The sequence below is a fragment of the Klebsiella sp. GL120222-02 genome, assembly GCF_003097195.1.
Classification (GTDB): Bacteria; Pseudomonadota; Gammaproteobacteria; order Enterobacterales; family Enterobacteriaceae; genus Klebsiella; species Klebsiella variicola.
In genome coordinates, this window is sequence record NZ_QEQO01000010.1 from 99,514 (window position 1) to 121,170 (window position 21,657).

Sequence of the window (21,657 nt, forward strand, 5' to 3'; positions counted from 1 at the left end):
AAGGTTTTATGCTTGAGATGTTAATGCAGTGGTACCGCCGTCGATTCAGCGACCCTGAGGCGATAGCGCTGCTGGTTATTTTGCTTGCCGGTTTCGGCATCATGTTCTTTTTCAGCGGTCTGTTAGCGCCGTTACTGGTGGCTATCGTACTGGCCTATCTGCTGGAGTGGCCGACGGTTCGTCTGGAACGGATTGGCCTGTCGCGCACCTGGGCGACCTCGCTGGTGCTGATTCTCTTTGTGGGCATCCTGCTATTGCTGGCCTTTGTGGTGCTGCCGGTGGCCTGGCAGCAGGGGATCTATCTCATCCGCGATATGCCGGGTATGCTCAACAAACTCTCTGATTTTGCCGCTACGCTGCCGCGGCGCTATCCGGCGTTAATGGATGCCGGCATCATCGATGCGATGGCGGAAAATATGCGCAATCGGATGTTGACGGTGGGCGACTCGGTAGTGAAGTACTCTCTGGCCTCGCTGGTGGGGCTGCTTACCCTGGCGGTCTATTTGGTGCTGGTGCCGCTGATGGTCTTCTTCCTGTTGAAGGATAAAGAGCAGATGCTCAACGCGGTGCGCCGCGTACTGCCGCGTAATCGTGGCCTTGCCGGGCAGGTCTGGAAGGAGATGAATCAGCAGATCACCAACTACATTCGCGGCAAGGTGCTGGAGATGATTGTCGTCAGCGTCGCCACCTGGATCGGCTTTATTCTCTTTGGCCTCAACTACTCGCTGCTGCTGGCGGTGCTGGTGGGCTTCTCGGTGCTGATCCCCTATATCGGCGCGTTTGTGGTGACCATTCCGGTGGTGGGGGTGGCGCTGTTTCAGTTTGGCGCTGGCACCGAGTTCTGGAGCCTGTTCGCGGTCTATCTGATTATTCAGGGGCTGGACGGCAACCTGCTGGTCCCGGTGCTGTTCTCGGAAGCGGTCAATTTACACCCGCTGGTGATTATCCTGTCGGTGGTGATCTTTGGCGGGTTGTGGGGGTTCTGGGGCGTCTTCTTCGCCATTCCGCTGGCCACGCTGATTAAAGCGGTAGTGCATGCCTGGCCGGATGGCCTGGTGGTTGACGACGACTGACGTGTTCGGGATAAAAAAGACGCCGGGTGAGGATCTCCTCCCCCGGCGTCTTGCTCTGCATCAGGCGTTTTCTTTCAGCCAGTTCAGCACCACGTCGTGGTGATTGCTGGTCTTGAAGTCATCAAAGACGTGTTCGATTTTGCCATCGGCATCGACGAGGAAACTAATACGGTGAATACCGTCGTAGGTTTTCCCCATGAAGGATTTTTCGCCCCAGACGCCAAACTGCTCGCAAACCTGATGGTTTTCATCAGACAGCAGCGTGAAGTTCAGCAGCTCTTTCTCGGCGAAACGGGAGAGCTTTTCCGGTTTATCGGTGCTGATGCCCAGCACTTCTACACCGGCTTTCTTCAGGTCGTCCATATTATCACGCAAGCCGCACGCCTGGACGGTGCAGCCCGGGGTCATGGCTTTCGGGTAAAAATAAACCAGGACACGTTGTCCCTGGAAGTCGGTTAAATTTACTTCCTCGCCGTCCTGGTCCGGTAAGCTAAATTTCGGTGCGATATCACCGGCTTTCAGTGGGGTCATGGGTTAAACTCCATCCTGTTCATCATGCTGTGAATAATTAACGATGTTAATACTGCCTTGTGCGTTCAGTTCTGTACATAGGGCTTTGAACGCTTGTTCGATATTTGCTGCATTTTGCGTCGCAGGACTGTGGGCAGTTATCTGGATAAAAAGCTGCGCGGAATCGCCGTCTCCCGGCTGAGTGCGGGACACCAGTTCCGCAATATTCATATTCCAGGTATCGCACAGGGCAGTGAAGCGCTCGATGATATGCGGTGAGTCCGGCACCTCAACCTGGACCCAAACGGTGTTTGGCATGGCCTGCGGCGGGCGCGCAGTGGTGCGTTTCATCACGATCAACAATTCCAGCTCCGCACCTTTCAGCGGCAGGGTTGATTCGATCAGGTTAATCGCATTCCACGACCCGGAAAGCAGCATGATAAACGTAAACTCATCACCGAGCATGGCCAGCCGGCTGTCTTCGATATTACAACCGCAGCTGCTGACGTGGCGAGTGATCGTATTCACGATGCCGGGACGGTCAGCCCCCAGGGCGGTAATAACCAGATAGTGTTGTAATGAGGCTGTCAAACCTGTTCTTCCTTTAAAAAGGTGAGGTAACATTAGGAAAGCATAAAAAAAACCGCCATACAACATCCCTGATGGCGTCGGGTCTCTTGCTTTTATTGCAGCTCCAAACGTAACATTGAGAATCTTGTCGCACTTCTGCTCTGAGGATGGCCCATGTTCACGGGAAGTATTGTAGCGCTTGTCACGCCGATGGATGAAAACGGTAATGTCTGCCGGACAAGCCTGAAAAAACTGATTGATTACCATGTCGCCAACGGAACCTCGGCGATCGTTTCGGTAGGGACTACCGGTGAATCCGCAACGCTGAGCCATGAAGAGCATGGCGACGTAGTGATGATGACGCTGGAACTGGCCGACGGGCGTATTCCAGTTATCGCTGGCACGGGAGCCAATGCAACCGCAGAGGCGATTAGCCTGACCAAACGTTTTAACGACAGTGGTGTTGTCGGCTGCCTGACGGTCACTCCTTATTATAACCGCCCGACCCAGGAAGGCCTGTTCCAGCACTTTAAAGCTATCGCTGAACATACTGACCTGCCGCAAATTCTGTATAATGTGCCGTCCCGTACCGGTTGCGATATGCTGCCGGAAACCGTTGGCCGTCTGGCGGAAATTAAAAATATTGTCGGTATTAAGGAAGCTACAGGGAACTTAAGTCGCGTTCACCAGATCAAAGAGCTGGTTTCAGACGACTTTATTCTGCTGAGCGGTGACGATGCGACCGGTATGGACTTCATGCAGCTCGGCGGCGTGGGCGTGATTTCCGTCACTGCCAACGTGGCGGCGCGCGAAATGGCCGACATGTGCCGTCTGGCGCTGGCGGGTCAATTTGCCGAAGCGCGTGCGATTAATCAGCGTCTGATGCCACTGCATACAAAATTATTTGTCGAACCCAATCCTATCCCGGTGAAATGGGGATGCAAGGCGTTGGGTCTTGTGGCGACCGATACGCTGCGCTTGCCGATGACGCCCATCACCGACCATGGTCGTGAAGCCGTCACCGCCGCGCTGAAGCATGCCGGTTTGCTGTAAAGTTTAGGGAGATTTGATGGCTTACTCAGTACAGAAGTCGCGCCTGGCGAAGGTTGCGGGTGTTTCGCTGGTTCTACTCCTCGCGGCCTGTAGTTCCGACTCGCGCTATAAGCGTCAGGTGAGCGGTGATGAGGCCTATTTACAGGCGTCACCGTTGAGCGAACTTCACGCGCCGGCGGGGATGATCCTGCCGATTCAGGTGGGCGATTACAACATTCCGGTGGCCAACAGCACCGGCGCGGTGGGCAAAGCGCTGGACATTCGCCCGCCAGCGCAGCCGCTGGCGTTGGTCAGCGGTGCGCGGACCCAGTTTAATGGCGATACCGCGACGCTGATGGTTGAGAACGGCCGCAGCGGCTCGCTGTGGGCGCAGGTCACCAGTATCCTTCAGTCGAAGAACTACGTTATCGCGAAACGCGATGATGCGAGCCAGACGCTGAACACCGACTGGGTTGAGTGGAACCGCCTTGATGAAGATCAGCAGTATCGCGGTCGTTATCAAATCTCCGTCAAACCGCAGGGCTATCAGCAAGCGGTGGTCGTTAAGCTGGTGAATCTGGAGCAGGCGGGTAAACCGGTTGCCGATCCGGCGTCACTGCAGCGCTACAGCACCGCCATGCTGAACGTCATTTCTGAAGGCCTTGATGCGAGCGCCACCAGCGCCCAGAACGCGGCCCAGCGCAGTGCTGGCGCCACCTTCGACGTGCAGAGCGCTGCCGACGATACCGGCCTGCCGATGCTTGTCGTTCGCGCGCCGTTTAACATGGTGTGGCAACGTCTGCCGGGCGCCCTCGAAAAAGTGGGAATGAAAGTGACCGACAGCACGCGCTCTCAGGGCAGCATGGCGCTGACCTACAAGCCGCTGTCTGACAGCAGCTGGCAGGAGCTGGGCGCACGTGACCCGCAGCTGGCCTCCGGTGACTACAAACTGCAGGTCGGTGACCTCGATAACCGCAGTAGCCTGCAGTTCATCGACCCGAAAGGTCACACTCTGACGCAGTCGCAAAATGACGCCCTGGTAGCCGTATTCCAGGCCGCATTTAACAAGTAATCAAAAGGGCTGGAGCAATCCGGCCCTTTTAATATATAGTGACGCAAACGTGTGCGTATACACATCATCCTTCAAATTGCCTCTTTGTTGGCCGCCTTCGTTCACCCCAGTCACTTACTTTTGTAAGCTCCTGGGGATTCGCTCAGTTGCCGCCTCGATGCACTTTGAATGATTTTGTGTATAGGTGGAAACGTATTTTTAGGCTCAATATCACTGGAGTAGTGAAAGATGAAAAAGCAAGCTGAGTTGTATCGTGGTAAGGCGAAGACAGTATACAGCACCGATAATCCGGACCTGCTGGTACTGGAATTCCGTAACGATACGTCAGCAGGTGATGGCGCGCGCATCGAGCAGTTCGATCGTAAAGGCATGGTGAATAACAAGTTCAACCATTTCATTATGAGCAAACTGGCAGAAGCGGGCATCCCTACCCAGATGGAAGCGCTGCTTTCCGATACCGAATGTCTGGTGAAAAAACTGGATATGGTGCCGGTAGAGTGCGTGGTGCGTAACCGTGCGGCAGGCTCGCTGGTAAAACGTTTAGGCATTGAAGAAGGTATCGAGCTGAACCCGCCGCTGTTCGACCTGTTCCTGAAAAACGATGCTATGCACGATCCGATGGTCAACGACTCCTACTGCGAAACCTTCGGCTGGGTGAGCAAAGAGAATCTGGCGCGGATGCGCGAGCTGACCTACAAAGCCAACGACGTGCTGAAAAAGCTGTTCGATGACGCCGGTCTGATTCTGGTGGACTTTAAGCTGGAGTTTGGTCTGTTCAAAGGCGAAGTGGTGCTGGGCGACGAGTTTTCGCCGGACGGCAGCCGTCTGTGGGATAAAAACACCCTCGATAAAATGGACAAAGACCGCTTCCGCCAGAGCCTTGGCGGCCTGATCGAAGCCTACGAAGAAGTGGCTCACCGCCTGGGCGTTAAGCTCGACTAACCCGCCCGCCGCCAGAAGATGGCCTCATCTTCTGGCGTCTCTTGCTGTTTCCTGTGGTAATCCTGCGCTGAACCGCCTACGATCTCTGCTATTGATACATAACAGGGAATGAGGTGCTTATGCGCTGGCAAGGGCGTCGCGAAAGCGACAATGTTGAAGATCGACGTGGTCAATCAGGCTCGCCGTTTGGCGGCAGCGGGGGCGGCGGTTTCCGTCTGCCGAGCGGGAAGGGCGGCATTGTACTGCTGATTATTGTGCTGGTGGCGGGCTACTACGGCGTGGATTTGACCGGCATGCTGACCGGGGAGCCGATGCCGCAGCAGCAGACCTCCACGCAGCGCTCCATCAGTCCGAAAGACGATGAAGCGGCGAAGTTTACTTCCGTCATTCTGGCCACCACCGAAGATACCTGGGGACCGATCTTTGAAAAGATGGGCCGCCAGTACCCCCAGCCAAAACTGGTGCTCTACCGCGGCGCGACCCGTACCGGCTGCGGCACCGGTCAGTCGGTGATGGGGCCGTTCTACTGTCCTGCCGACAGCACGGTCTATATCGACCTGTCCTTCTACGATGAGATGAAAAATAAACTGGGCGCCGACGGCGACTTTGCTCAGGGGTACGTCATTGCTCATGAGGTGGGCCACCACGTGCAAAAACTGCTGGGCATTGAGCCGAAAGTTCGCCAGCAACAGCAGCATGCCACCGAGGCCGAAGCCAACCGTCTGTCGGTTAAGATGGAGCTGCAGGCGGACTGCTTCGCCGGCGTCTGGGGCCATAATATGCAGCAGCAGGATATTCTGGAAACCGGCGATCTGCAGGAGGCGCTGAACGCTGCCGAAGCCATCGGCGACGACCGTCTGCAGCAGCAGAGCCAGGGGCGCGTGGTACCGGACAGCTTTACCCACGGCACCTCAAAACAGCGCTACACCTGGTTCAAACGCGGTTTCGACAGCGGCGATCCGGCGCAGTGCAACACCTTCGGCAGCGCGCTGTAATCGCCACCGATGATGGACGCGCTGCTTGACCTCACCGCGCAGATGGCGCGGGAGGGGATCCGTCGCCTGCTGGTGCTCAGCGGCGATGAGGCCTGGACGCTGCAGCAGGCGCAGGCGCTACGGGAGCGGCTCGGCGGCGATGGTCTGTGGGTAGGCTCCGATCCGGTTTCTGCGCCCTGCGTGGCGCCTGGCGCCCTGAAGACGCTGCTGGGGCGGGAAGTGATGCACGCCTTTTTCGATGCCCGGCGCGGGTGTGACGTGGCGGCCCTGGCGGCCCTGAGCGGTACGCTGCGGGCGGGAAGCTGGCTGGTGCTGCTGACGCCCCCCTTCGCCGACTGGCCGACCCGGGCGGATGAGGACTCCCTGCGCTGGAGCGATACTCCCGACCCTATCGTTACCCCCAACTTTGTTCACCGCTGCTGCCGGCAGTTTATCGCCGATCCGGAGGTGCTGCTCTGGCAGCAGTCGGACCGGCCGCGCTTCCCGCTGGCCGCCCCCCGCCCTGACTGGCATCCCGCCGATGGCCACCCCCAGGCCGAGCAGGCGCTAATCCTTGAGCAACTGTTGCGGCTGCCGCCCGGTATCGCGGCGGTGACGGCAGAGCGCGGGCGAGGGAAATCCGCTCTCGCGGGCATGCTGCTGCGCCAGCTTGGGGGCGAGGCCATCGTCACCGCCCCAACGCGTAGCGCCGTCGAGGTGCTGGCGAGCTTTGCCGGCGAGGCGTTCCGCTTTATGGCGCCCGATGCGCTGTTGGCGTCGCAAGAAACGGCGGCCTGGCTGATTGTCGATGAGGCCGCGTCGATCCCGGCTCCGCTTCTCCGGCAGCTGGTAAGCCGTTTTCCCCGCACGCTACTCACCACGACGGTGCAGGGTTATGAAGGCACCGGTCGCGGATTCCTGCTGAAATTTTGCGCCAGCCTGCCCCGTCTGCAGTCGTTCAGCCTGAGCGCCCCGATCCGCTGGGCGGCGGGCTGTCCGCTGGAGTCAGCCATCCGTCAGTTGCTGATCTTTAACGATGAGGCATTTCGCGACGCGCCGACGGGGGAGGTGGTGCTGGAAGCGGTTAATCAGTCCTGCTGGCAATCGCAGCCAGCGCTACCGGAGGCGATGTACCAGCTATTGTCCGGGGCGCACTACCGGACTTCCCCGCTCGATCTGCGGCGCATGATGGATGCCCCCGGCCAGGCTTTTCGCTGCGCTCGCGCCAGCGGCGCGGTGGCGGGCGCGCTGTGGCTGGTGGCCGAGGGGGGACTTTCTCCCGAACTTAGCCGGGCGGTGTGGGCAGGGTTTCGCCGGCCGCGCGGGAATCTGGTCGCCCAGTCGCTGGCGGCGCATGGCGGCAGTCCCCTGGCGGCGACGCTGTCCGGGCTGCGGGTCAGTCGGATCGCTGTCCATCCTGCCCGTCAGCGCGATGGTCTCGGGCAGAAGATGATCGCCAGTATCGCCGCCGATGCCGCAGGCTATGACTATCTGTCCGTCAGCTTCGGCTATACCCCTGAGCTGTGGCGCTTCTGGCAACGCTGCGGGTTTATCCTCGTGCGGCTGGGAACCCATCGCGAGGCCAGCAGCGGCTGCTATACCGCGATGGCTCTGTTCCCGCTGACTGCGGCGGGGCACCAGCTCGCGCAGCGGGAGGCGCAGCGGCTGCTGCGGGATGAATATTGGCTTCGCCCGTGGCGGGACGAATCCGCGCCGCTGCCGGCCGTCGCAGACGCTATGCTTAGTGATGAGGACTGGCTGGAAGCGGCGAGCTTTGCTTTCGCCCATCGCCCGCTGGCCGCGGCGCTGGGCTGCCTCAACCGCCTGCTGATGCAGGCCGACATGCCGTTGCCGGCTCTGCGCGGACGTCTGCAGGGGGAAGAGGAAGCCGCGCTGTGTGCTGCGCTGCGGCTGACGGGGCGTAAAGCCCTGCTGGCGAGATGGCGTGTTGAGGCCGCTGACGCCTTGCGCTTCCTCGATGCAGCGCGTGCTGAGGCGCTGCGTCAGCAGGTGGCGCATCTGCAATTATTTTAACTAACTCATTCAGTTAAATGGCATGGTCATATCTGGCGAGCGGCGTAAACTGCCGGCATACACTAAGGAGACAGCCATGAAACACGATCATTTTATTGTTCAAAGCCCTGCGACGCCTGCGCAACAGCTGTTGCTGCTGTTTCATGGTGTGGGTGATAACCCGGTCTCTATGGGGCAAATCGGCAGCTGGTTCGCGCCGCAGTTTCCCGATGCGCTAATTGTCAGCATCGGCGGGGTCGAACCTTGCGGTCCCAACGGTCGGCAGTGGTTTTCGGTGCAGGGAGTGACGGAAGAGAATCGTCAGCAGCGCATCGATGCCATTATGCCGACCTTCATTGACATTGTGCGCTACTGGCAAGAGAAAAGCGGCGTCAGTCCACTGGCCACCGCGCTGATCGGTTTCTCTCAGGGGGCGATTATGTCGCTGGAGAGTATCAAAGCGGCGCCAGATCTGGCTTCAAGAGTGATCGCCTTTAATGGCCGCTACGCGACGCTGCCGATGACGGCAACGACGGCCACCACCATTCATCTGATCCACGGGGGGGAAGATCGGGTTATCGACCTGGCGTGGGCGGTGTCGGCTCAGGAGGCATTACAGCAGGCGGGCGGCGACGTGACCTTAGATATTGTTGACGATCTGGGGCATGCCATTGACGATCGCAGCATGCAGTTTGCCATCGAGCGTCTGCGTTATACCGTGCCGAAGCACTATTTTGATGAGGCGCTGAGCGGCAGTACGCCAAAAGGGGACGATATCATCGAAATGCTGTAACCCCGGCGGACGGGGTTACAGGCGGGCAGTACCGCGATAAAGGCAAACTTACGGTTTCTTCGACTGGTCGTGCTTCGGCCAGTCGTCGTCATCGTCCCATTTATCGTTAAAATCGCGGTGCGGCGGCAGATCGGGTTTGTTGTTAAGGAATTTTTTGTGGTCAACGCGGTTCAGATCTTTGATCACGTTGATAATCACCCCCACCAAAAAGACCAGAACCAGAATCCACCAGTGTTTAATAAGCCATTCCATGCGCGCTTCCTCTTTACGTCAATTCGTCAGGCGACCAGCTGTTCCATTACGCGTTGATACATCCGTGCCAGCAGCTGCAGGTCGGCGGCGTTCACACATTCATTAATTTTGTGAATGGTTGCGTTCACGGGGCCCAACTCAACCACCTGCGCCCCCATGCGGGCGATAAACCGACCGTCAGAGGTGCCGCCGTTGGTCAACAGCTGCGGTTTGATCTCATTATAGTGCTCAATTGCGCTCACCACCGCATCCACCAGTTTACCGCGCCCGGTGAGGAACGGCTGGCCGGAGAGCCACCACTCCACGCTGTAACGCAGCTGGTATTTTTCCAGCAGGGAGACCACGCGGGCTTTGATCATCTCGTCCGTCAGTTCCGTACTGAAGCGGAAGTTGAACTGGACGAACATATCGCCGGGGATCACGTTGTTGCTGCCGGTACCGGACTGTACGTTGGCGATCTGCATGCTGGTTGGCGGGAAAAATTCATTGCCTTTATCCCACTCGATATTGACCAGCTCCGCCAGCATCGGCGCCGCGCGATGGACAGGGTTATCGGCAAGGTGCGGATAGGCAACATGGCCCTGCACGCCGTGAATGGTCAGGTTGCAGGTCAGCGAGCCGCGGCGGCCGTTTTTCACCACATCGCCGACCACCTCGGTACTGGAGGGTTCGCCGACCAGACAGTAGTCCAGACGCTCATTACGCGCCATCAGCGTTTCCACCACTTTGACGGTGCCGTTTTTGGCGCTGGCCTCTTCATCTGAGGTGATCAAGAACGCCAGTCTGCCGCGATGATTCGGGTACTGCGCGACAAAACGTTCCGCCGCCACCACCATCGCCGCCAGCGAGCCTTTCATATCAGCTGCGCCGCGGCCGAACAGCATGCCGTCGCGGATGGTCGGTTCGAACGGGGGGTTGATCCAGCGGTCGGCGTCGCCTGCCGGGACCACGTCGGTGTGGCCGGCGAAGGCCAGCGTCTCGCCGTGGCCGCGCCAGGCCCAGAAATTCTGTGTATCGCCGAAATCCATCGGTTCAACGGTAAAGCCGATCGCACGCAGGCGTTCAATCATTAACGCCTGGCATCCCGCATCATCGGGGCTAAGGGAAGGGCGGCGAATAAGCTGCTGAGCCAGCTCAATGACCGGGCAAGACATAGACTATACCTCGTTAAACTGCTGATAACTTGCTTCACTAAAACCCAGCAGCATAGGACGACCGGGCGCACAGAGCAATGGGCGTTTGATAATCGCCGGCATTTCCAGCATCAATGCGGCGGCGGCGTCGGCATTATCGATGCTGTTGCGCAGCGACTCGTCGAGTTTGCGCCAGGTGGTGCCGCGGGTGTTCAGCAGCGCCTGCCAGCCCAGTTCGGCAATAAAGGTATCCAGTTGCGCGCGGTCAAGGCCATCGGCGCGGTAGTCATGAAACTGATACGCAATCTGATGCGCTTCCAGCCAGCGACGGGCTTTTTTAATGGTATCGCAGTTTTTAATTCCGTACATGGTGAGCATAGATAAACCTTTCACATTCAATTAAGCGGTTAACTCAGATATTTCCGAATATATAAGTCTTACTGAAATAATACGTGATTCAGATGAATAAATATAACTTTTTACCGGGTATCTCATTCAATTGACGGCGTGGTGAAATTTTGCTCATTCGCGGAAGTGATGTGAGGCTATTAACAATATTGCGAAAATGTTGCCTGAGAGTGCTCTGCGTCACATAATTTTTACATACGAAACGGCATAGTGGCGGCAACCAGAGGTTTTATCTCTGTCAGACGTCCACAAGACAATCAGAGCAATAGGGGAGCCCAACTTCCCATCAGCAATGAAGTTATATAGAATCGACCATAATAATAAGAGAGGCTATTATGATTGAACATGAACTGGGGAACTGGAAAGATTTTATTGAAGGCATGCTTCGTAAATAAATTTCCGCAATGTGAGCAGGGGAATAACGCGAAGTAAATAAGCGCGTCATCGTTCTGAACACATAAAGAAGGCGACCTTAAGGGTCGCCTTTTCTGTTATTAAGGCTCGCCGCCAACGCCCGACGGCTTATTGCGGACGCTCCTTCAGCGGAAAGCGGCGACGTACCAGCACAAAGAACAGCGGCACGAAAAAGATGGCCAGTACGGTGGCGGAGATCATCCCGCCCATCACCCCGGTACCGACCGCATGCTGGCTGCCGGAGCCGGCACCGGTGCTGGTCGCCATCGGCAGCACGCCGAAGATAAACGCCAGCGAGGTCATCAGGATGGGGCGCAGACGCTGACGGCAGGCCGACAGCGTGGCGCTGAGCAGATCCTGGCCTTTCTCGTTCAGCTCGTTGGCGAACTCAACGATCAGAATGGCGTTTTTCGCCGACAGGCCGATCACCGTCAACAGGCCCACCTGGAAGTAAACATCATTCTCCAGGCCACGCATCCAGGTCGCCAGCAGGGCGCCAATCACCCCGAGCGGGACCACCAGCATCACCGAGAACGGCACCGACCAGCTCTCGTACAGCGCCGCCAGGCACAGGAACACCACCAGCAGCGAAATCGCGTACAGTGCCGGCGCCTGAGCGCCAGAGAGGCGTTCCTGGTAGGACATGGCGGTCCATTCGAGGCCAAAGCCGGTTGGCAACTGCGCGGCCAGCTTCTCCATCATGTCCATCGCGGTGCCGGTACTGATACCCGGCGCCGCCTCACCGACGATCTCCACCGCCGAGTAGCCATTGTAGCGTTCCAGACGCGGTGAGCCGGTCTCCCAGCGTGAGGTGGCGAAGGCCGAGAACGGCACCATCGTGCCGCTGCTGTTGCGGACATACCAGAGATTAATATCGTCAGGCAGCATCCGGTATTTCGCCGCTGCCTGGACGTAGACTTTCTTCACCCGGCCGCGATCCATAAAGTCGTTGACGTAGCTCGACCCCCACGCGGTTTGCAGCGTATCGTTGATGTCGTCAATGGAGACGCCCAGCGCCTGCGCTTTACGCTGATCGATATCGACCTGCAGCTGCGGACTGTCGTCGAGCCCGTTATGGCGGACCCGGGTCAACAGAGGGTTTTTGCCGGCCAGCTCAAGCAGCGTATCGCGTGCCGCCATCAGCGCATCGTGCCCCTTACCGGCGTGATCCTCAAGCTCCATATCGAAGCCTGCCGAACTGCCGAGGCCGCTGATGGCCGGCGGGCTGCTGGCGATGACCCGCGCTTCGTTGATCTGATTAAACGCTTTGGTGGCGCGTTCAATAATGGCAAAGGAGGAGCCGGTTTCCGGGTCGCGCTGGTCCCAGTCTTTGAGACGCACAAACATGCGGGCCACGTTCTGCCCGTTGCCGCCGGGGCCGGAGCCAACGGTAGCGAACACCGACTCGACGTTCTGCTTCTCGTTATTGAGGAAGTAATCTTCCGCCTTCTGCACCACCTTCAGCGTCTGCTGCTGGGTGCTGCCGCTCGGCAACTGGACCGAGGTGGTGAACATCCCGCGATCCTCCAGCGGCAGGAACGAGGTGGGCAGATGCAGGAACAGGAACACCATCCCGCCGAGCAGGACGACGTAGATCAGCATCCAGCGCAGCGAGCGGTGAAGAATTTTGCCGACAAAGGTTTCGTAGCGGCTGGCGCTGCGGTTGAAGGTGCGGTTGAACCAGCCGAAGAAGCCTTTTCTTTCATGGGATTCACCTGGCTTAACCGGCTTGAGCAGCGTGGCGCAAAGGGCCGGGGTGAGGATCATGGCCACCAGCACCGAGAGGACCATCGCCGCGACGATAGTGATTGAGAACTGGCGATAGATGGCCCCGGTGGTGCCGCCGAAGAAGGCCATTGGCACAAACACCGCCGACAGCACCATGGCGATCCCCACCAGCGCGCCCTGAATTTGTCCCATCGATTTGCGGGTCGCCTCGCGTGGCGACAGGCCCTCCTCGCTCATGATGCGCTCGACGTTCTCCACCACCACGATGGCGTCATCCACCAGCAGGCCGATCGCCAGCACCATCGCGAACATCGTCAGGGTGTTGATGCTGTAGCCACAGGCATACAGCACCGCAAAGGTGCCCATCAGCACCACCGGCACGGCGATGGTCGGGATCAGGGTGGCGCGGAAGTTCTGCAGGAACAGATACATCACGAGGAAGACCAGCAGGATCGCCTCCAGCAGCGTTTTGACCACATCAGTGATGGAGGCCTTTACGAAGGAGGTCGTCTCGTAGGCGACTTTATATTCCAGACCGTGAGGAAAATACTGCGACAGCTCATTGAGGCGATTGATCACGCGCTCCGCCGTGGCCATTTCGTTGGCGCCGGAAGCAAGCTTAATTCCCAGGCCCGAAGCGGCCTGCCGGTTGTAGCGGCTGAGGTAGTCGTACTTCTCCGCCCCCATCTCGACGGTGGCGACATCGCCCAGCGTCACCTCTGAACCATCCTGATTGACGCGCAGGGTGATATTGCGGAACTGCTCCGGGGTTTGTAGCAGAGATTGCGAGTTGATGGTGGCGTTTAGCGCCTGCTTATCGACCGAAGGCGTCCCGCCAAGCTGGCCGACGGCAATCTGGGCGTTCTGCGAACTGATGGCGTCGGTCACATCCTTGGTGGTCAGCTGGTAGCTATTGAGCTTCGCCGGGTCGAGCCAGATGCGCATTGAGTATTGCGAGCCGTAGGCGTCGATATCCCCCACGCCGTTGACGCGGCTGAGCGGGTCCTGAATGTTACTGGCGACGTAGTCGGCAATATCTTGTTTATCCATGCTGCCGTCGGTGGAGACGAAGGCGAGGGTCAGGATATTGGTGTCGCCGGTCTTGCGCACCGTCACCCCCTGGTTTTGCACCGCCTGCGGCAGTTTACGCATCGCCGACTGCAGCTGGTTCTGAACCTGCTGCACGGCTTCGTCCGGGTCGGTACCGGCGGTGAAGCTGAGGGTGATCGTCGCCTGGCCAGTGGCGCTGCTCTGGGATGACATATACATCAGGTTATCGAGGCCGGTCATATTCTGTTCGATAACCTGGGTGACGGTATTCTCCAGGGTTTGCGCGGAGGCGCCGGGATAGTTGGCGGTGATCCGCACGTTCGGCGGGGCGAGGTCGGGATACTGTTCAACGGGAAGCGACAAAATGGCAAGGGTGCCCGTCAGACATAACAGGATTGCCAGCACCCACGCAAAAATGGGGCGATCGATAAAGAAATTCGCCATCAGAATAAAGACCTCATATGCACATTTTTTTGTTATTGCACAGCCTGTGCCACTTTAGCGCCAGCGCCTCCGGCAATCGTGGAGAAATTAAGGAGATAGTGTAATTTATCATGTTGCTTTTGCCGTATCGTAAAGAAACCTCGAACTTTCCTGCCAGCAGGCAGTGAGTCTGCTTTGCAGCCTCAGACAGGCGGATTATCTCTTGCCGGTGTGAAACCTCATTTCATTTAAGTCAAAAAAATTGATCCAAAACGGATTCTCTCCAGAAAAAGTTTATCCTGGGCATTTGGACATTGTTCCGGCGCCGTCTTGTCGGGTAATAAATAGTCATGCGCATTGAGGGGTTATTCACCAAAAAGACAAAAGGAAGCCATGAACCACTTTATTTTGAGCGATAGTCGAAAATGTATCGGCTGCCAGGCCTGCGAAGTGGCCTGCGTAATGGCGCATAACGAGGAGCAACACGTGCTGACCCCGCAGCGCTTTTTACCTCGTATCACCGTCATCAAAGCGGCGGGCCAGCGTAACGCTATCACCTGCCGCCACTGTGAAGACGCCCCCTGCGTCCGCAGTTGCCCCAACGACGCCATTGCCCAGTCCGGCGACAGCGTTCAGGTCAGTCAGGAGAAATGCATTGGCTGTAAATCCTGCATGGTGGCCTGCCCGTTCGGGGTGATGCAGGTGGTGGTGACGCCGCAGGCTGCGGGCCTGGTAAAGGCCAGCGCGCTGAAATGCGATCTGTGCCAGGGCCGCGAGGCGGGACCGGCCTGTGTGGAAAACTGTCCCGCGCAGGCACTGACCCTCGCCGACGATGAGACGTTGACCGCGCTGGCGAAGCAGCGGCGACTGCGCTCGGCATGCCAGGAGGTGCAGCCGTGGCAGCGCGGTACGCTGACCTGCAGCCAGCCCAATGTTGGCGCGAAGGTCAGGCAAATGGCGATGACGCCGCCGCGCGGGGAGCCGGATAAGCTGGCGGCGGAGGCGCGTAAGAGCCACTTTGAGGAGATCTATCAGCCGTTCACCCCGGCGCAGGCGCAGCAGCAGGCCGCCCGCTGCCTCACGTGTGGGGAACACAGTATTTGCGAATGGACCTGCCCGCTGCATAACCATATCCCGCAGTGGGTCGAGCTGGTTAAGGCGGGGGATATCGCCGCCGCGGTCGCGCTTTCCCATCAGACCAACTGCCTGCCGGAGATCACCGGTCGCGTCTGCCCCCAGGACCGGCTGTGTGAAGGTGCCTGCACCCTGCGCGATGAAAGCGGCGCAGTCACCATCGGCAACATTGAGCGCTATATTTCCGACCAGGCGCTGGCCAGCGGCTGGCGTCCGGACCTCTCGCAGGTTAAGCCGAGCGGTAAGCGGGTGGCGATTATCGGCGCCGGGCCGGCCGGGCTGGCCTGCGCCGATGTGCTGGTGCGTCACGGCGTCCAGCCGGTGGTTTTTGACCGTCATCCGGAGATTGGCGGTCTGCTGACCTTCGGCATCCCGGCGTTCAAGCTGGATAAATCGCTGCTGGCCCGGCGGCGGGCCATTTTCAGCGAGATGGGTATCCGCTTTGAGCTCAATTGCGAGGTGGGGAAAGATATCCCCATGGCGACGCTGCTGGCCGACTATGACGCGGTGTTCGTCGGCGCCGGAACCTATCGCTCCATGAAGGCGGGGTTGCCGAACGAAGAGGCCCCCGGCGTTTACGATGCGCTGCCGTTCCTCATTGCCAACACCAAACAGGTGATGGGGCTGGCGGCATCGGCTCAGGAGCCTTATATCAACACTGCCGGGCTGAACGTCGTCGTGCTGGGCGGCGGCGATACAGCGATGGACTGCGTGCGCACCGCGCTGCGTCACGGCGCCCGCCAGGTGACCTGCGCCTATCGGCGGGATGAAGCCAACATGCCGGGCTCGAAAAAAGAGGTCAAAAACGCCCGCGAAGAGGGGGCGGTCTTTGAGTTTAACGTCCAGCCGGTGACCCTGGAGCTGGACGAAAGCGGGCGAGTGAACGGGGTACGCTTTTTGCGCACCGAGCTGGGCGCCCCGGACGCGGGAGGAAGACGCCGCCCGACGCCGATCCCCGGCAGTGAGTTTGTTATGCCGGCGGATGCGGTGATCATGGCCTTTGGCTTCCACCCGCACCGCATGCCCTGGCTGGAAGCGGCGGGCGTGGCGCTGGACAGCCAGGGGCGCATCAAAGCCGGCGTCGAGAGCCGTTACCGTTACCAGACCAGTCAGGAGAAGATCTTTGCCGGCGGCGATGCCGTGCGCGGCGCAGACCTTGTAGTGACGGCGATGGCGGAAGGCCGTCACGCGGCGCAGGGGATTTTGGACTATCTGGCGCTGAAAACGACGCCGCTTCACTGACGACAAACCCGGCCCCGCAGCGTAGTATGAGGGCGTCCTTTTACGCTGTGGGGTCGGTATGTCACTCAATATTCACGTCATTAAAGATAAAATCCTCTCTGAGAACTGGTTCGTACTACGCAACATGACTTATGAGCTAACGCGGGCGGACGGCAGCGTCGTGCGCCATAAGCGCGAAGTCTACGATCGCGGCAATGGCGCCACCGTACTGCTGTATAACCGCCATAAGCAGACGGTGGTCCTGGTGCGGCAGTTCCGGGTCGCCACCTGGGTCAATGGCAATCATGACGGCATGCTGATTGAAACCTGCGCCGGGCTGCTGGACAACGACGAGCCGGAAGCCTGCATTCGTAAAGAGGCGGTGGAAGAGACCGGCTACGAAGTGGGCGAGGTGCGTAAGCTGTTTGAGCTGTTTATGTCGCCAGGGGGCGTCACCGAAGTGGTGCATTTCTTTATCGCCGAGTACAGCGACGCGCAGCGAACCACCAGCGGCGGCGGGGTGGATGATGAAGCCATCGAGGTGCTGGAGCTGCCTTTTAGCCAGGCGCTGCAGATGGTCGCTGACGGTGAGATCCGCGACGGTAAGGCGGTCATCCTGCTGCAGTATCTGCAAACCTCCGGCCTGATGTCGGGGAACTCTGACAAATCCGATTGAGTAAGCGGCTGCCGTTGTCCAGGATAGGCGCCGTGGTCGGGTTTATCTGGGGTCGGGCGGTTCATGCTTTTTCGCATCATTTTTTTCCTCTTTCTGGCGGTGCTGCCTTGCTCGCAGGCATGGTCGGCACCGACGCAGCAGCGCTTCAACGACTGGCAGGTCACCTGTAACAACCAAAATTTCTGCGTCACCCGTAACGTGGGGCTGCATTATGGGCTGGTGATGACCCTCAGCCGCAGCGCCGGAGCAGTGACTGACGCCAGCCTGCGTATCGAACTGGGGGGCACCGGTAATCCGGTGGCGACGCTAGCGCCGATAGCGCCGCGCCTGCTGCTGGATGGCAAACCGGTGTCCCTGACCGACAAGCGCTGGCACATTGAAGATAAGCTCATTAAAACCGCCGACAGCGTGACGATCGATGCATTTCTCCAGCAGGTTCAGGAGGGGAAAGCTCTCTCGCTGGCCAATGGCCTGCAGAGCATCTCCCTGCAGGGGTTGAAAGCGGCTCTGTTTTTTATCGACGATCGGCAAAAGCGGGTAGGCAGTGAAACGGCCTGGGTCGGCAAAGGGGAAGAGCCGCCGCTCAGCGTACCGCCGGCCCCGGCGCTGCGCGCGGTGGCGACCGCGGAAACAGCGCAGTCGCCGCTGGGGCGTGAGGAGCTCAACGATCTGATGGACTACGGTAATGAGCGGATGAACAACAGCAACTGCTCCCTCGATCCCTTCCGCCGTGAAATTCGCGTTACTGCGCTGACGGATGACAAAGTGCTGCTGATGACCAGCTGCGAATCCGGCGCGTACAACACCGTCTGGCTGGCCTGGCTGGTCACCCGCCAGCGGCCGTATGTCGCCCGTCAGGTGCGACTGACGCTGCCGTTTCAGCCGCCGGGCGAGGCACCGCGGGAGATCGAGCTTATCAACGCCAGCTACGATGATCGCCGCCATGAGCTGGTGACCCTGGATAAAGGCCGCGAGGCCGGCGATTGCGGGATCCAGACCCGCTGGCGTTTTGACGGCCAGCGGTTCAGTCTCTCCCGCTACGCGCAGCAGCCGACGTGTGATAACTGGCAGGGGCCAGACGCCTGGCCCACGCTGTGGATCACCCGTTAAGCACCTGCTCCGCGGTGGCGACGATATGGTCGACCGTAAAGCCAAAGAACGGAAACAGCTGCTCTGCCGGGGCGGATTCGCCATAGCCGGTCATGCCGACGATCTTGCCTTTTAAGCCGACATATTTATACCAGTAGTCCGCTATCCCGGCCTCGACCGCCACCCGGGCGCTAACGTCCGACGGCAGCACCGACTCGCGCCAGGCCTCATCCTGGGCATCAAACACATCGGTGGAAGGGAGCGAGACGACCCGCACATTCACCCCGTTCGCCAACAGTTTTTCTGCGGCCAGCACAGTGATCTCCACTTCCGAGCCGGTGGCGATGAGGATCAGGTCGGGCTTCCCGCCGGCATCTTTCAGCACGTAGCCTCCCCGGGCAATAGCCTGCACCTGTTCCGGGGTGCGCGGCATCTGCGCCAGGTTTTGCCGCGACAGGATCAGCGCCGTTGGTCCGTTCTGGCGCGCAATGGCCGCCTGCCAGGCGACGGCGGTCTCCACCTGGTCGCAGGGGCGCCAGGTGCTGAAGTTCGGCGTCAGACGCAGACTGGCCAGCTGTTCCACCGCCTGGTGCGTCGGGCCATCTTCCCCGAGACCGATGGAGTCATGGGTATAGACCATGATCTGCCGGGCCTTCATCAGGGCCGCCATGCGCGCGGCGTTGCGGGCGTACTCCACGAACATCAGGAAGGTAGAGGTATACGGAATGAAGCCCCCGTGCAGGGCGATGCCGTTGGCCACCGCGGTCATGCCAAATTCGCGCACGCCGTAGTGGATATAGTTGCCCGCAGGATCGTCTTTAATCGATGTCGAGCCAGACCAGATGGTCAGGTTACTCGGCGCAAGATCCGCCGAACCGCCCAGCAGTTCCGGGAGATGCGGGCCGTAGGCGTTCAGCGCGTTTTGCGAGGCCTTGCGGCTGGCGATTTTCGCCGGCTCGGCCTGCAGTTTCGCCACGTAGTCGCGGGCGGTCGCGGCAAAGTCTTCCGGCAGGGTGCCATCCATGCGGCGAGTCAGCTCAGCGGCCAGCTCCGGAAACTGCTGCTGGTAGGCGGCGAATTTCTCGTTCCAGGCGTGCTCGGCTTTTTCGCCGCGCGGACGCGCATCCCAGCCCTGATAGATCTCTTTCGGGATCTCGAAGGGCGGATATTTCCAGCCCAGTTGCTGGCGGGCCAGGGCCACCTCTTTTTCGCCCAGCGCCGCGCCGTGAGACTCTTCCGACCCCGCTTTGTTGGGCGAACCGAAGCCGATGATGGTCCGACAGATAATCAGCGACGGCTTATCTTTCACCGCCTGCGCTTCCGCAATGGCCTGTTTAATGGCCTGCGGATCGTGACCATCAATGTCACCGATCACATGCCAGTGATAGGCGCGGAAGCGTTCGGCCGTATCATCGGAAAACCAGCCTTCGGTTTTGCCGTCGATGGAGATGCCGTTGTGATCGTAAAAACCGATCAGCTTACCCAGTCCGAGCGTACCGGCCAGCGAACAGGCCTCATGGGAGATCCCCTCCATCAGGCAGCCATCGCCCATGAAAACCCAGGTGTGATGGTCGATAATCTCATGACCGGGGCGGTTAAACTGTGCCGCCAGGGTGCGTTCGGCGATGGCCATGCCGACGGCGTTCGCCAGCCCCTGGCCCAGCGGGCCGGTGGTGGTCTCCACCCCGGGGGTATAGCCATGCTCCGGGTGGCCCGGCGTTTTTGAGTGCAACTGACGGAACTGCTTGAGTTCTGACAGCGGCAGATCGTAGCCGGTCAGGTGCAACAGGCTGTAGAGCAGCATCGACGCGTGGCCGTTGGACAGAATAAAGCGGTCGCGGTCCACCCAGCCAGGGTTCTGCGGATTGTGCTTGAGAAAATCGTTCCACAGCACTTCGGCAATGTCTGCCATCCCCATTGGCGCACCGGGGTGGCCGGAATTGGCTTTCTGCACCGCGTCCATACTCAGGGCGCGGATGGCGTTGGCAAGCTCTCTTCGGGACATAGTTTTCTCCGTGAGACTAAAGTGACAGTTTGGCGGCAAGCAGATCTTCCAGTTTGCGCTGATCGACGGCGAACAGGCGGATCCCCTCCGCCAGCTTTTCGACCGCCATCGGGTCCTGATTATGTTCCCAGCGGAACTCCGCCTCGCTGAGCGGCACCGGGCGCGGCAGGATCTGGCTGGCAGGGATCAGTTTGCGCACCACCGGGGCGTCGCTGGCCTGCAGCTCTTTTAACAAGGGCGGGGCGATGGTCAGCCGGTCGCAGCCGACCAGGGCGAGGATCTGTTCGGTGCGGCGGAAGCTGGCGCCCATCACGATGGTGGTGTATTTATGCTGTTTGAAGTAGTCATAGATATTGCGCACCGATTTCACCCCCGGATCTTCCTCCACCACGTAAGGATCCAGCGGCTTACGCGCCTGATACCAGTCATAAATACGCCCGACGAAAGGGGAGATCAGATAGACCCCGGCTTCGGCGCAGGCCCGGGCCTGGGCGAAGGAAAACAGCAGCGTCAGGTTGCAGTGGATGCCTTCTTTTTCCAGCGTCTCGGCGGCGCGGATCCCCTCCCAGGTGGATGCCAGTTTGATCAGGATCCGCGACTTATCAATGCCCATCTCCTGATACAGCGCCACCAGATGGCGCGCCTTCTCGATGCTCTTCTCCCGGTTGAAGGAGAGCCGGGCGTCCACCTCGGTGGAGACCCGGCCCGGAATGCTTTTGAGGATCTCCGCGCCAAAATTGACCGCCAGCTTATCGCAGGCGTGAGTCACCTGCGCTTCACGGCCGCCTCCTTGCTTTTTCGCCCAGGCGATGGCGTCGTCAATGAGTCCGCTATAGGACGCCAGGCCGGCGGCCTTCAGCAGCAGGGAGGGGTTAGTGGTGGCATCTTCCGGATGATAGTGGCGAATGGATTCGATGTCGCCGCTGTCGGCGACCACGGTGGTGAACTGCTTGATGCTGTCTAGCTGATTCATAGATAAGTCCTCCTGGAACAAGGTGTTACATGAGTGCTTGCCGGTATGCGGTATAAATAGTGATGAGGTACATAACCAAAAAGCATAGCAGACGGGGCTATTATTGGCGGCGAATCCGGGTAACATAACCGCTATAAATTGATAACAACCAGATCATAGCGATGGCCAGAGT

At 59.3% G+C, this 21,657-nt stretch carries 19 protein-coding genes; 11 read left to right on the forward strand and 8 right to left on the reverse strand.

Features of this window, described 5'->3' with window-relative positions; translation table 11 throughout:
- Nucleotides 1–8 precede the first annotated feature (8 nt).
- Complete coding sequence (locus tag N438_RS24165; RefSeq protein WP_008803832.1) at nt 9–1,073, forward strand: AI-2E family transporter; 1,065 nt, start codon at nt 9–11, stop codon at nt 1,071–1,073.
- A 60-nt stretch (nt 1,074–1,133) separates the two neighbouring features.
- On the opposite strand, the gene bcp is transcribed toward N438_RS24165, so the two are convergent.
- Complete coding sequence (gene bcp, locus N438_RS24170) at nt 1,134–1,604, reverse strand: thioredoxin-dependent thiol peroxidase (RefSeq protein ID WP_008803833.1); 471 nt, start codon at nt 1,602–1,604, stop codon at nt 1,134–1,136.
- A gap of 3 nt (nt 1,605–1,607) precedes the next feature.
- Nucleotides 1,608–2,174 carry a glycine cleavage system transcriptional repressor gene (locus N438_RS24175; RefSeq protein ID WP_002913804.1) on the reverse strand — a complete coding sequence of 189 codons (567 nt, stop codon included), beginning with the start codon at nt 2,172–2,174 and terminating at the stop codon, nt 1,608–1,610.
- Between the two features lie 153 nt (nt 2,175–2,327).
- Between N438_RS24175 and dapA the strand changes: the two genes are divergently transcribed.
- From dapA to ypfH, 6 genes are all read left to right on the forward strand, one after another.
- Entirely contained in the window at nt 2,328–3,206 is an 879-nt protein-coding gene (dapA, locus tag N438_RS24180; RefSeq protein ID WP_002913803.1) for a 4-hydroxy-tetrahydrodipicolinate synthase, read from the forward strand.
- A gap of 16 nt (nt 3,207–3,222) precedes the next feature.
- Complete coding sequence (bamC, locus tag N438_RS24185) at nt 3,223–4,257, forward strand: outer membrane protein assembly factor BamC (protein ID WP_008803834.1); 1,035 nt, start codon at nt 3,223–3,225, stop codon at nt 4,255–4,257.
- 228 nt (nt 4,258–4,485) lie between these two features.
- Nucleotides 4,486–5,199: a phosphoribosylaminoimidazolesuccinocarboxamide synthase gene (gene purC, locus N438_RS24195; protein ID WP_002913801.1), complete on the forward strand. Its 714-nt coding sequence runs from the start codon at nt 4,486–4,488 to the stop codon at nt 5,197–5,199.
- A 119-nt stretch (nt 5,200–5,318) separates the two neighbouring features.
- Nucleotides 5,319–6,194, forward strand: coding sequence for a neutral zinc metallopeptidase (locus N438_RS24200; protein WP_012540912.1), 876 nt, complete (start codon nt 5,319–5,321; stop codon nt 6,192–6,194).
- Between the two features lie 9 nt (nt 6,195–6,203).
- Nucleotides 6,204–8,207, forward strand: a complete 2,004-nt coding sequence (locus N438_RS24205) for a GNAT family N-acetyltransferase (protein WP_032730888.1) — start codon at nt 6,204–6,206, stop codon at nt 8,205–8,207.
- 76 nt (nt 8,208–8,283) lie between these two features.
- Complete coding sequence (gene ypfH / locus N438_RS24210; RefSeq protein WP_008803836.1) at nt 8,284–8,979, forward strand: esterase; 696 nt, start codon at nt 8,284–8,286, stop codon at nt 8,977–8,979.
- Nucleotides 8,980–9,027: 48 nt separating this feature from the next.
- On the opposite strand, the gene N438_RS24215 is transcribed toward ypfH, so the two are convergent.
- From N438_RS24215 to N438_RS24225, 3 genes are read right to left on the reverse strand one after another with little or no spacing between them, the layout of a single operon-like run.
- Complete coding sequence (locus tag N438_RS24215; protein WP_002913768.1) at nt 9,028–9,231, reverse strand: YpfN family protein; 204 nt, start codon at nt 9,229–9,231, stop codon at nt 9,028–9,030.
- A 26-nt stretch (nt 9,232–9,257) separates the two neighbouring features.
- On the reverse strand, nt 9,258–10,385 hold the full coding sequence (gene dapE, locus N438_RS24220) for a succinyl-diaminopimelate desuccinylase (protein ID WP_012540914.1): 1,128 nt from the start codon (nt 10,383–10,385) through the stop codon (nt 9,258–9,260).
- A 3-nt stretch (nt 10,386–10,388) separates the two neighbouring features.
- Nucleotides 10,389–10,742 (reverse strand): ArsC family reductase, encoded by a 354-nt coding sequence (locus N438_RS24225; RefSeq protein WP_008803838.1) that lies wholly within the window; start codon nt 10,740–10,742, stop codon nt 10,389–10,391.
- A gap of 365 nt (nt 10,743–11,107) precedes the next feature.
- Here N438_RS24225 and ypfM point away from each other — a divergent pair, with 365 nt between their 5' ends.
- Nucleotides 11,108–11,167, forward strand: coding sequence for a protein YpfM (gene ypfM / locus N438_RS24230; RefSeq protein ID WP_100181659.1), 60 nt, complete (start codon nt 11,108–11,110; stop codon nt 11,165–11,167).
- Between the two features lie 127 nt (nt 11,168–11,294).
- Here the strand turns inward: ypfM and acrD are convergent, their stop codons facing one another.
- Entirely contained in the window at nt 11,295–14,408 is a 3,114-nt protein-coding gene (gene acrD, locus N438_RS24235) for a multidrug efflux RND transporter permease AcrD (RefSeq protein WP_023340604.1), read from the reverse strand.
- 372 nt (nt 14,409–14,780) lie between these two features.
- On the opposite strand from acrD, the gene aegA reads away from it, so the two are divergent.
- From aegA to N438_RS24255, 3 genes are all read left to right on the forward strand, one after another.
- Complete coding sequence (gene aegA / locus N438_RS24245; RefSeq protein WP_008803840.1) at nt 14,781–16,763, forward strand: formate-dependent uric acid utilization protein AegA; 1,983 nt, start codon at nt 14,781–14,783, stop codon at nt 16,761–16,763.
- 58 nt (nt 16,764–16,821) lie between these two features.
- Nucleotides 16,822–17,418, forward strand: coding sequence for a GDP-mannose pyrophosphatase NudK (gene nudK / locus N438_RS24250; RefSeq protein ID WP_002913754.1), 597 nt, complete (start codon nt 16,822–16,824; stop codon nt 17,416–17,418).
- A gap of 63 nt (nt 17,419–17,481) precedes the next feature.
- Nucleotides 17,482–18,528, forward strand: a complete 1,047-nt coding sequence (locus N438_RS24255; protein WP_072122196.1) for a DUF1176 domain-containing protein — start codon at nt 17,482–17,484, stop codon at nt 18,526–18,528.
- Here N438_RS24255 and tkt read toward each other — a convergent pair.
- Nucleotides 18,518–20,512 carry a transketolase gene (gene tkt, locus N438_RS24260; RefSeq protein ID WP_008803842.1) on the reverse strand — a complete coding sequence of 665 codons (1,995 nt, stop codon included), beginning with the start codon at nt 20,510–20,512 and terminating at the stop codon, nt 18,518–18,520. The genes N438_RS24255 and tkt overlap by 11 nt on opposite strands.
- Before the next feature lie 16 nt (nt 20,513–20,528).
- On the reverse strand, nt 20,529–21,485 hold the full coding sequence (tal, locus tag N438_RS24265) for a transaldolase (RefSeq protein ID WP_008803843.1): 957 nt from the start codon (nt 21,483–21,485) through the stop codon (nt 20,529–20,531).
- Between the last annotated feature and the right edge of the window lie 172 nt (nt 21,486–21,657).

Excerpts from the sequence above, each read along its gene's own strand:
- bamC (WP_008803834.1), top strand. The coding sequence starts at position 3,223 with ATGGCTTACTCAGTACAGAAGTCGCGCCTGGCGAAGGTTGCGGGTGTT.
- tkt (WP_008803842.1), bottom strand. The coding sequence starts at position 20,512 with ATGTCCCGAAGAGAGCTTGCCAACGCCATCCGCGCCCTGAGTATGGAC.
- N438_RS24215 (WP_002913768.1), bottom strand. The coding sequence starts at position 9,231 with ATGGAATGGCTTATTAAACACTGGTGGATTCTGGTTCTGGTCTTTTTG.
- tal (WP_008803843.1), bottom strand. The coding sequence starts at position 21,485 with ATGAATCAGCTAGACAGCATCAAGCAGTTCACCACCGTGGTCGCCGAC.
- ypfH (WP_008803836.1), top strand. The coding sequence starts at position 8,284 with ATGAAACACGATCATTTTATTGTTCAAAGCCCTGCGACGCCTGCGCAA.
- purC (WP_002913801.1), top strand. The coding sequence starts at position 4,486 with ATGAAAAAGCAAGCTGAGTTGTATCGTGGTAAGGCGAAGACAGTATAC.
- dapA (WP_002913803.1), top strand. The coding sequence starts at position 2,328 with ATGTTCACGGGAAGTATTGTAGCGCTTGTCACGCCGATGGATGAAAAC.
- dapE (WP_012540914.1), bottom strand. The coding sequence starts at position 10,385 with ATGTCTTGCCCGGTCATTGAGCTGGCTCAGCAGCTTATTCGCCGCCCT.
- N438_RS24255 (WP_072122196.1), top strand. The coding sequence starts at position 17,482 with ATGCTTTTTCGCATCATTTTTTTCCTCTTTCTGGCGGTGCTGCCTTGC.
- bcp (WP_008803833.1), bottom strand. The coding sequence starts at position 1,604 with ATGACCCCACTGAAAGCCGGTGATATCGCACCGAAATTTAGCTTACCG.
- N438_RS24200 (WP_012540912.1), top strand. The coding sequence starts at position 5,319 with ATGCGCTGGCAAGGGCGTCGCGAAAGCGACAATGTTGAAGATCGACGT.
- nudK (WP_002913754.1), top strand. The coding sequence starts at position 16,822 with ATGTCACTCAATATTCACGTCATTAAAGATAAAATCCTCTCTGAGAAC.
- aegA (WP_008803840.1), top strand. The coding sequence starts at position 14,781 with ATGAACCACTTTATTTTGAGCGATAGTCGAAAATGTATCGGCTGCCAG.
- N438_RS24205 (WP_032730888.1), top strand. The coding sequence starts at position 6,204 with ATGATGGACGCGCTGCTTGACCTCACCGCGCAGATGGCGCGGGAGGGG.
- N438_RS24165 (WP_008803832.1), top strand. The coding sequence starts at position 9 with ATGCTTGAGATGTTAATGCAGTGGTACCGCCGTCGATTCAGCGACCCT.
- acrD (WP_023340604.1), bottom strand. The coding sequence starts at position 14,408 with ATGGCGAATTTCTTTATCGATCGCCCCATTTTTGCGTGGGTGCTGGCA.
- N438_RS24225 (WP_008803838.1), bottom strand. The coding sequence starts at position 10,742 with ATGCTCACCATGTACGGAATTAAAAACTGCGATACCATTAAAAAAGCC.